This window comes from Janthinobacterium silvisoli, from assembly GCF_014200725.1.
Taxonomy (GTDB): Bacteria; Pseudomonadota; Gammaproteobacteria; order Burkholderiales; family Burkholderiaceae_D; genus Janthinobacterium.
On sequence record NZ_JACHCL010000001.1, the window covers coordinates 867,643 to 877,583 of the forward strand.

5 protein-coding genes are annotated in these 9,941 nt (G+C 59.9%); all 5 read right to left on the reverse strand.

What is annotated here, in order from left to right:
- Nucleotides 1–19: 19 nt before the first annotated feature.
- Nucleotides 20–316: a hypothetical protein gene (locus HDE75_RS03940; RefSeq protein WP_183676125.1), complete on the reverse strand. Its 297-nt coding sequence runs from the start codon at nucleotides 314–316 to the stop codon at nucleotides 20–22.
- 39 nt (nucleotides 317–355) lie between these two features.
- Nucleotides 356–2,713 (reverse strand): type VI secretion system Vgr family protein, encoded by a 2,358-nt coding sequence (locus HDE75_RS03945; RefSeq protein WP_260173889.1) that lies wholly within the window; start codon nucleotides 2,711–2,713, stop codon nucleotides 356–358.
- Between the two features lie 221 nt (nucleotides 2,714–2,934).
- Nucleotides 2,935–5,106 carry a S46 family peptidase gene (locus HDE75_RS03950; protein WP_183676123.1) on the reverse strand — a complete coding sequence of 724 codons (2,172 nt, stop codon included), beginning with the start codon at nucleotides 5,104–5,106 and terminating at the stop codon, nucleotides 2,935–2,937.
- A gap of 92 nt (nucleotides 5,107–5,198) precedes the next feature.
- The gene (locus tag HDE75_RS26915) at nucleotides 5,199–7,316 is read right to left on the reverse strand and encodes a sensor histidine kinase (protein ID WP_311735063.1); all 2,118 of its coding nucleotides are present in this window, start codon (nucleotides 7,314–7,316) and stop codon (nucleotides 5,199–5,201) included.
- Nucleotides 7,313–9,910: a chemotaxis protein CheB gene (locus HDE75_RS03960; RefSeq protein ID WP_260173671.1), complete on the reverse strand. Its 2,598-nt coding sequence runs from the start codon at nucleotides 9,908–9,910 to the stop codon at nucleotides 7,313–7,315. The genes HDE75_RS26915 and HDE75_RS03960 overlap by 4 nt, the downstream gene beginning before the upstream one ends.
- Nucleotides 9,911–9,941: the final 31 nt, after the last annotated feature.

Below are 9,941 nucleotides of genomic sequence, written 5' to 3' on the forward strand. Positions count from 1 at the left end.
CTCCAGTCAGTGTCGTGCATCATTGAACCCAGCGACCGTCGCTGGTATCGTCGAACGCGCGCAAACCGCGGTTCGACAGCGTCTGTTCGCTGTCCGGCGCCGCGCTCGGGTCGAAGCGCGCGCTCGCCTGCAATGAAAACTCTTCCCCATTGCCAAGGACGATGCGATAGCGCGGCGTGCCGTCCTGATGCTCGATCAGGATGCGGCCGAATTCGTCGGTCAAGCCTTGCTCGACTTTGGCATCGCCCTTGTACAGCGTGTAGGGCACGTTGGCATACTGGCCGCCATCCGCGTGGGCCTGGATGGTATGTTGCAACTGCCCTTGCACCGGCGCGACGGACGGTTCCATCTCCGGTTACGGCCGGTTTTTCGGCGCCAGTGTTTCGAGGTTTCCATGAAACAGCGTTGGCGACGCGGTAAAAAACTGCACCTTGTCACTAATTTCAAGCATGCAATTGGCGCCATGCAGGCGCACGCCTTTGCGGCCACGAATATTCACCCAGTCGGCCTGGCTGATCAGCTCCAGCACTTTATTGGCAACGATCTCGACCGCATCGGTTTGCGCCGCGATCTGCACCGGGCCAGCTGCGGCGATCAGTTTCATGCCGGCCTTGTGGACGAACAGGCGCAGCGCTGCGCCTATGCTGGCGAACAGGCCGCCGCTGGCCGCCAGCGAGAGGTTGCGCCCGGAGGTCAAGGCGGTATCCTCGGCGCTGGCGATATGCGTCGATTGCGCGGTCGTCGTTTCGATGCCGGCCGGGCTGGCCAGCACCAGATGGGGCTTTGACAGTTCCGGAAATACGTTTTCGCCACCACCAGCTGCGCCCTTGATCGCCGCATGCTGGGCTTGCAACACATCGGCGGCGGCGCCCTGCTGGGCCGCGCTTTCTTGCGCGCCATGATGCTGCGCCAGGGCGGCAAGCGCCTTGTGCCGTTCAGCAGCCTCGGCCAACCGGCGCAAGGTTTCATCCATGCTCTTGATATGCGAGGCGGCGCCCGGGCGCGCTTCGGTGGTCAGCAACATGCCGCGCCCGGCGCGCGCCACGCCCCAGGCGTCCGACGCCAGTTCCCAGCCCTCGCCACGCGCATCCTTGCGCCCGTTGGCGTCTTCGATGCGGCTGATGCAGCCTAGCGACAATTGGCTATGCTGATGATCGCTGTTCAGCTGCGCCTGGATGCGCTGGTGCGTATCGTCCAGTACCAACTGATTGCCGCGCACGCCGTAGCCGCCGCCAGGCATCAGCTCGGCGCTGCGCCAGCCTCCCAGCATGCGTTGCGCCGGCAAATTCCACGGCGGCGCATGGTTGCCGTTGTACACCGCGCCGACAATCACGGGACGGTCAATATTGCCGTCGAGAAACTGGATCAGCACTTCCTGGCCGATGCGCGGCAAGGCGATCTGGCCGAACGCCTGGCCCGCCCATGGCGTCATGACTCTGATCCATGACGAACTGCCCGCGTCGAACTTGCCCAGCCGGTCCCAGTGGAATTGCACCTTCACCCGGCCCAGCGCGTCAGTATGGATGGTTTCGCCTGCCGGCCCGGTGACAATGGCGGTCTGTACGCCGGGCACCGCACAAGGCGTGCTGTTGAACTGCCGTCCCGGATACCAGCGGATGCTCTTGCGGATGCAGCTAAAACGGTTTTCATAATGCGACTTCGCACCCGTGCCTGCCTGGTAATTGTTGCTGGCGACATGATCGACCGACAGGATCAGGTATTCGCGCGAGCGGATGTCCGGGCGCGCCGCTTCACCTTTGGCTGGCATGGCCTGCGTGCCGCTGAAGTGGCCACTCAGCGTGAAACTGCGCCCGGCCTGGGCGCAGCGGTGATTGCCGCCAGCTTCGAAGTATTGTGCCTGGTGGTTATGCTCCTCCAGGCGGCGTTGCGCCAGCGCTTCACCATCGTCCATGCCGGCGTAGCCATAGCCGGTGTTTTGATACAGTTCATGGGCAAACACATCGCCCTGCTGGTGCAGTGCATGGCCGCTGGCGCGACTGGCGTAAGGATGCTTGTAGTTAAAGCTGGCCAGCGTGAGCGAGCCTGAGGCGATTTTCCGTATTGCCTGCCAATCGCGTATGCCATCGCCCTCCTGCGAGCCCGTACCGCTGCGAAACACCATCTCGTCGTCTTCGCCGGCATGGGGGTCGCCTGGGTCGATGCTGTCGCTCAGCCAGGTATTGTCGCCCAGACAAAGTGTATGTCCGTCGACGCGATGTTCATACCAGTAGTGGATGCCCTGGGCTTCCCAGCACCGGTGCAGATGGTTGTAATCGGTTTCATTATGCTGGTTGGCGCAGCTTAATATCGCTACTTCCTCATGCAGCCGGTTTTGCCAGTCGCGCTGCACATAATGCTCGAAGGTCGTTTCGCTGATATCGATGACGTTGCGTTCGTGAAACGAGACGTTGTCCATGCGCAGCCTGGCAAACGCCAGCCAGGGTTGCAGCACCATCTGGTAGACCGCGAAACCGCCATCGCTGCGCAACAAGCTAAATTCGCCGATATAACCGTTAAAATAGCGCAAGCTGGCGTCATCGCGCACCATCGAAATCGTGACCATGCGTCCCATCATGGCGGTCAGGGGAAGGTGGAGATTGTCGGACAGCAGTTCGACCTCGAAACGGAAGTCGCGTGACATTTCTTCGTGTGCCCGCAAGCTGTTGACCAGCAGCGCGGTATCGGGCGGACCATCGTCGCGCGGAAAATCCATACGCAGCAAGCGGCTTTCCTGGACTTGTTTGCCGCTTGCGAAAAGCCGCGCAAGATCGGCTGCCAGCTCGCCATCGCCCATATTGCCTCCTCCGGATTTGTTTCGCTAGACCATGCTAACCATGGTGGAGGCTGGCATATTGATGGAACTCAAATTAGTTAGCCATGCGCAAAAAAGCCGCATCGGCCCTGCGGCGGATGCGGCTTGTTGAGCGTCGAAACTTACTTCTTCGTCGCCGTGGCAGCTTTCGGATACTTGATCGTCATTTCCTTGAGCAAGTTATCTGCATGGTCGACTTCTTTCATGACCCACAGCATGTAGCGGATATCGAGGTGGATCGCGCGCGTGATCGCCGTGTCGAAGTACCAGTCCTTGGTGATCGATTCATAGGTCGAATCGAAGTTCAGACCGATCAGCTCGCCACGCTTGTTCATCACGGCCGAACCGGAATTGCCACCGGTGGTGTCGGCGCTGGTCAGGAAGTTGACGGGCACGGTGCCCAGTACCGGATCGCGGAATTGGCCATAGCGTTTTTCCTTGACCGCATCGATCAGCGCTTGCGGCGCTTCGAATGGCGCTTTGCCGGTGACTTTCTCGACGATGCCTTCCACGGTGGTGAATGGGCCTTTGGTGATGCCGTCGCGTGGCGAGTATGGCGCCACGGTGCCGTAAGTCATGCGCAGGGTCGAGTTGGCGTCAGGATAAACAGGTTTGCCTTGCGACTTTTTCCAGGCGATCACGGCTTGCATGTATTGCGGAATCACGCGTTCCAGGTTGCCATCGATTTCCTTGCGGCGCTCTTCCAGCGCTTGCGCCACTGGTTGCAGCTTGATCGCCAGCTGGATGAATGCATCGTCGGACTGCTGCATCGCCGCCACGTCCTTGCCCATCCAGGCCAGGCGCTTGGCCGTGTCGGCCAGTTGCGTCTGCTGGTACAGGACAGCGACGGCCGTTGGCGCAGGCAGCAATGCATCCAGGCCTTGCGGATGGCTCTTCGCCACCAGTTGGGCGTAGCGCTTCAAGCCAGCTTCAAAACGTGCCTGGTCGACCTTGTTGACATACGACTGTTCCAGGCGCGCCAAACGGGCCTTGATGAAGGCCAGGTCGCGCTGCTGGTAGCCCGATTCACGTTCTGCATCCGGCTTTTGCTGCTCTTGCGCCAGGCGGTACAGGGTGCGCGCGCTTTTCAGCAGATCGCTATTGGTGGCCACCGACCAGGCAAACTCTTCGTCGCTGAGCGCCATGTCGTTGGCGATCGCCGCGTCCAGTTCGGCCAGCATGGTGTTCGATACATTCGGCTGTTTGGCGTACCAGGCGCGGAACTCGGCATCCTGCACATCCTTGATGGCGGCGATATCCTTGCGCGCGAAACCGTCGAGCAAGCCCTGGGTTTTCTTCAGCACGTTATTGATGCTTTTCACCACACTGGCGTAACGCACGGCGGCCGCTTCGTCACCGGCAGTGGCGTCAGCCATCACGGCCAGGTCGGCTTGCAGCTCAGCTACTTTCAAGGGGAAGGCCGAATCGCGCGCTTCGCGGATTTCCGCTGGCAGCTTGTAGCGGCTGGTGCGGCCAGGGTAGCCGGCCAGCAAGATGCCGTCGCCAGCCTTGATGCCTTCCGCCGAGACCACCAGGAAGTCTTTCGACTTGTACGGCACGTTGTCTGGCGACGGGTCGGCCGGACGGCCATCCTTGCCCACGTAGGCGCGCAGGAACGAGTAGTCGCCCGTGTGGCGTGGCCATTCGTAGTTGTCGATATCGCCGCCGAAGTTGCCGATCTTGTCCGATGGTGCGTACACCAGGCGTACGTCGCGTATCATCATCTGGCGGATGCGGTAGTACTCCAGCCCACGGTGGAAGGCTGGCACGGAGCAGCGGTACATCTTGTCCGTCTCGCATTCGGCGATCAAGTCCTTGATGCGCTTTTCCACCGCTTCGTGGCGGGCGCGGCCCGTCATGTCGGCCGTCAAGCCTTTGAGCACGCGGTCGCTGACGTTTTCCACCTTGTCGGTCACGTAGACCAGGCTGTTCGGGCCGCCCGGCAGCTCTTCGGCGCGGGTCTTGGCCAAAAAGCCGTTGGTGATGTAATTGTGTTCAGGCGTGGAATTACGCTGGATCGCGCCATACGCGCAATGGTGGTTGGTCACCACCAGGCCGGAATCGGATACGAAGGACGCGGAGCAGCCGCCCAGCGACACGATGGCGCTCATCGGATGCTTGCTCAGGTCAGCCAGTTTTTCGGCGGGGATCTCGATGCCCACGCGCTTCAATTCGGCTTTCAGTTGCGGCAGCTGGTACGGCTGCCATTGTCCTTCGTCAGCGTGCGCGACGGTGAACGCGCCCATCAGGGCGATGGGTAATAATAATTTTGTCAACAAAATATGCCCCTCCATAAAAAGCAGGCGAAAGTATAGCCTGTCCCGCCGTCGCAGGGCAGGCAAAAAATTCTCCTGCGACAATTATCAACTTGTTTTCAAGCGCGCTTTCAAGCCGCCGGCCGCAAGGGGATTTGCAGCGATAAACGGCAACCGCTGCCCGAGGCCGGCGCACCGATCACGAACTGCCCACCCAGCGCCGTGACGCGCTCGGCAATGCCGATCAGGCCGAAGCACTGGCTCTTGCGCTGTTGCTGCGGCGTAATGCCGACGCCGTTGTCACTGATCACCACATGGATGGCCCAGGCGTCGACACTGAATTCGATCTCGACAGCGCTGGCCTGCGCGTGGCGCATGACATTGCTGAGCGCTTCTTGCACGATGCGGAACAACACGATTTCAACCTGGCCGTCGATGGCCGTAAACAGCGCTTCGTCGCCGATGCGCAACTGGCAGGCAATGCCGCTGCGCTTGCGAAAATCGCCGACCTGCCATTCGATGGCGGCCTGCAAGCCCAGGTCCAGCGCCATCGGGCGCAATTCATTCATGATGCCGCGCACGCTCTTGATGGTCGTGTCGACATTGCTGAGCACCGCGCCGACGCGGCCATGCAGGCGCGGATGCGAGCCCTCCGTACGCGCGCTGAGCATGGAAATATCGATGCGCAGGGCCAGCAGGTTTTGTCCCAGCTCATCGTGGATATCGCGTGAAATGCGCTTGCGCTCGTCTTCCTTGGCCGTTTCCAGGTGCAGCGCCAGCTGGCGCAGCTGGGCGTGCGACTGGCGCAGCGCGCCATCCATCAACTTGCGCTCGGTGATGTCGCTGTGGGCGACCACCACCCGCAACGGACCTTCGCCCAGGAAACGGCTGACCCTGGCCTGCGACCAGCGCGCGCCGGCTGGCGTGGAAAATTCATACTCGAGAGTGTAGGTATCGGCCAGGCCGGCGATCACCGCGCGGATGCCGCTGGCCAGTTCCTGTCCCGACTTGCGTTGCCAGCGCCTGTCCGTCTCGCAAAACTGCAGATACTGCACCTCACTGGCCGCATGTCCGGCAAACGCGATGCACGCCTGGTTGGCGTGCACGATTTCACCTGCCTGGTTGAGCACCAGCACGCGGTCCGTCAGCGAATCGATGGTGGAGTGAAAAAAGCGTTCCGCATCGCGCAAGGCCACTTGCGCCTGTTCACGCTGGTGTACTTCCAGCTGCAGGTGCTGGTTGGCACGCACCAGTTCGGCGGTGCGGTCGATCACGCGCTGATCGAGTTCGCGGTGCAGTTCGCGCACGGCCGCCTCGGCCAGCTTGCGCTCGGTAATGTCGGAAAACACGCCCACGAAATGGCTGGTCGCACCGTCCTGCGTGCGCATCGGCGTGATCGACAGCGACTCGACGAAGCGTTCGCCATTCTTGCGCCGGTTGACCAGTTCGCCAAACCAGCTACCCTCCTGGCGCAGGCTTTGCCACATCGATGCATAGAATTGCGCTGGATGCGTGCCGCCGCCCAGGAATGACGGGTCGCGCCCGATGGCTTCTTCGGCCAGGTAGCCGGTGATGCTGGTAAAAGCGGGGTTGACGGAAATGATGCGGTTATCGCTGTCGGTCACCATCACGCCTTCGCGGATGGTATCGAGGATGAGAAAGGCGCGCCGCAAGGCCGAGTCGCGCGCCAGCTCGTCGCCTAGTTCGGTCACCATCATGCGCACGGTCGCGCTGTGCGCATCGACATTGGCCTCGATGCGCACAATGACGCCAGTGCGCCCCGGCTCGCCGTCGAACAGCTGCGCCTCCAGCACCTGCCGCGCACCGCTGTCAAACACGGCAGCAAGAAAACGCCGGAACGCGCCTTGCGCCTGAGGTGCAATGAATTGTTCAAAATGCCGTGCCAGCAAGCCATCCTTGTCGCGCCGCAACAAGCCGCAAGCGGCCACGTTGACGCGCGTGATCACGCCTTTGCGGCTCAGCGAGAAATAGCTGACGGGCGCCTGCTCATACAGCTGGGAATAAAGGTCGCGGCTGATTTCAAATGCATTCTTCAACTGCTCCAGTTCAGCCAATGCCACATTCTGCATTTCCAGCTCGATCTGGCTCACTTGCAACTCATGCAGCTGACGCATCATCTCTTCATTCGACAACGATGACGCCGCGGACACCAGTTGCTCCGCCGCCAATTGCTCGGCCTGCTCACGCAACTTCGTGGGGCCAATCCCGCTGTCGAATGCGTCATTCATGACACGCTCTCACCCGTTTCTCCGCCCATGACGACATCGGACTGCATCTGCCGCAGTTGTGCTTCGAGCAGCTTCGATTCCGTGATGTTAATAAAGGTCACGATCACGCCGTCGATCACATTTTCGATGGTCCGGTAGGGCATGATGCGCACGTCGTACCAGCGCCCCGTCTTGGTCGATACATGCTTCTCAGAAAACACCAGGCTACGGATGACTTCCAGTGCATCGTTTTCCAGTTCCGGGTAATCAAGGTCATTGACGATATCGCTCAAGGGGCGCCGCAAGTCTGTTTGAATCAGCTTGTAGATTTGCGTGGCCGGCGCCGTGAAGCGGCGGATGCGCAAGGCGCTGTCGAGGAAAATGGTGGCGATATCCGTGCTGTTGAGCAGATTCTTCATGTCGCTATTGACCAGCGACAAGTCATCGACCTTCGATTGCAGCTCGGCGTTGACCGTGTACAGCTCTTCATTGAGCGACTGCATCTCTTCCTTCGAAGTGGTCAGTTCCTCGTTCGTCGATTGCAGCTCTTCATTGGTCGATTGCAATTCCTCATTGGCCGACTTCAGTTCTTCGCGCGAGGTCTGCATTTCATCGCGCACGGCCTGGATTTCATTGCGCGCCTGCGTCAGCTGCTGCTCCAGTTCCAGCACCTTGGGATTGGGCGAGCGGATACGGCGCGGCTCGGCTACCAGCGTCATGCTGGAAAACGTCACGAAGACCATGCCGCGCAAGGAATCGGGCTGGCTCAGCGCCTCGGCGCTCACATCCACGCCCAGCGACTGGCCAAGATGGTCTTTCACCACCAGCCCCTTCAGGCGCACCACGCCATCGCTTTGCAGCGCCTGCTTGATCAGGCCGGCCAATTCATAGCGCAGGCCTTCGCGCGCCATGGCATGGATATTCCAGTTGGCCTTGCCAGCTGCCGGCTCCAGGAAAGCACCCGTGCGGCCATTGATGTACAAGATGTCCCCATCCTGGTTTAGCAGTGCCGCCGCCGGTGAATACTTCTGGAGCAATAACTGCTCGACATGGGATTGTATCTTTCCAGGCATGCTAGCTTCTCTCGTATCGCTGGGTATGGGGGGCGACACCAATGATACCTTGGTGGGGAAATACGTAGGCAGCCGCTGGCGCGCCAGGTTATCAAGCCGGCGGTACAGCCGGCTCGACGTGATCAGCGGTGCAAATAATTCGGAAAAATGGCCAGGCGTATCGGCGGTACCCAGCAAGAGCAGGCCGTCACGGTTCAAGGCATAATGAAACAAGGGGATCAGCCGCTGCTGCAGCTTGGCGTTCAGATAAATCAGCAGATTGCGGCAGCACAGGATATCGAGCTTGGTAAAGGGTGGATCCGAAATGATATTTTGCTGCGCAAAGATGATCATATTGCGTATCTCTTTTTTCACGTGGTATTCACGCTTGCCAGCCATAAAAAAGCGTTCCAGGCGCTCAGCCGAGACATCGCTGCTGATCGTTTCAGGAAACCTGCCCTGGCGCGCACGGTCGATCGCGTCGCCCGACAGGTCGGTGGCGAAAATCTGCAGGCTATACTTGGACGGCGGATTGATGCTGGCCACCACCTCATGAAACACCATGGCCAGCGAATACGCCTCCTCGCCCGTGGAACAGGCCGGTACCCAGGCCTTGAAAGCGCGTCCATCGGGATGGGCCTCCAGCAATTGCGGCAAGGCCACGGTCTTCAGGTATTCCCACACTTTCTGGTCGCGGAAGAAACTCGTCACGCCGATCAGCAATTCCTTGAACAGCAAATCGATTTCCGCAGGGTTGCTGCGCAAATACACGACATACTCTTCCATCACGCCCATTTGATGCAGGCTCATGCGCCGCTCAATACGGCGCAGCACCGTATTGATCTTGTAATCGGTAAAACTGTTACCCGTATGTTCAGATAGCAGCGCGACGACTTCCTGCAGCGTGTTACGCCCGTTAGGCCCACTACCCGGTGAGCGCAGAAAACTGCTGCGCAACAGATAGGCGACGATCTTTTCCGGCATTTTATCGGGGAAATCGATCAAGTCCACCAATGCGGCGCTAATGGCGCTTTGCGGCATCATGTCGAACTTGGCGGTATCGGGATGCTGGGCAAGGGTCAGGCCGCCTGCCCGCTTGATCGCCTGCAAGCCGCGCGTGCCATCGCTGCCCATGCCGGAAAAGATCACGCCTACGGTCAATTTGCCCCATTCGGCTGCCAGGCTCTCGAAGAAGATATTGATCGGCAGGCGATGCCCGCGCAGCTGCACCGGTTCGCTGAGCACAAAGCATCCATTGAACAGGGTCAGGTCCGCATTCGATGGAATAACGTAAATATGATTTGGCCGCATTTCCATATGATGCGTGATTTCCATCACGGGAATGCTGGTGGCCCGCTGCAACAGTTCAGGCAGCATGGCTTTTTGCGTAGGATCGAGATGCTGGATCACCACATAGGCTATGCCGCTTTCTTGTGGCACATTGGCCAGGAAAGCAACGATGGGATCGAGTCCGCCAGCGGAAGCGCCGATTGCCACCACAGGGAAGATGATGGGAGCGGCCTCGGTAGTCGAAGCAGTGCTATGTTTGCTGCGTGTCATCATCTGCAAGATAGCCACCCTGCCTGATGGAAGG

Excerpts from the sequence above, each read along its gene's own strand:
- HDE75_RS03950 (WP_183676123.1), bottom strand. The coding sequence starts at position 5,106 with ATGGAGGGGCATATTTTGTTGACAAAATTATTATTACCCATCGCCCTG.
- HDE75_RS03945 (WP_260173889.1), bottom strand. The coding sequence starts at position 2,713 with ATGGATTTTCCGCGCGACGATGGTCCGCCCGATACCGCGCTGCTGGTC.
- HDE75_RS03960 (WP_260173671.1), bottom strand. The coding sequence starts at position 9,910 with ATGATGACACGCAGCAAACATAGCACTGCTTCGACTACCGAGGCCGCT.
- HDE75_RS26915 (WP_311735063.1), bottom strand. The coding sequence starts at position 7,316 with ATGAATGACGCATTCGACAGCGGGATTGGCCCCACGAAGTTGCGTGAG.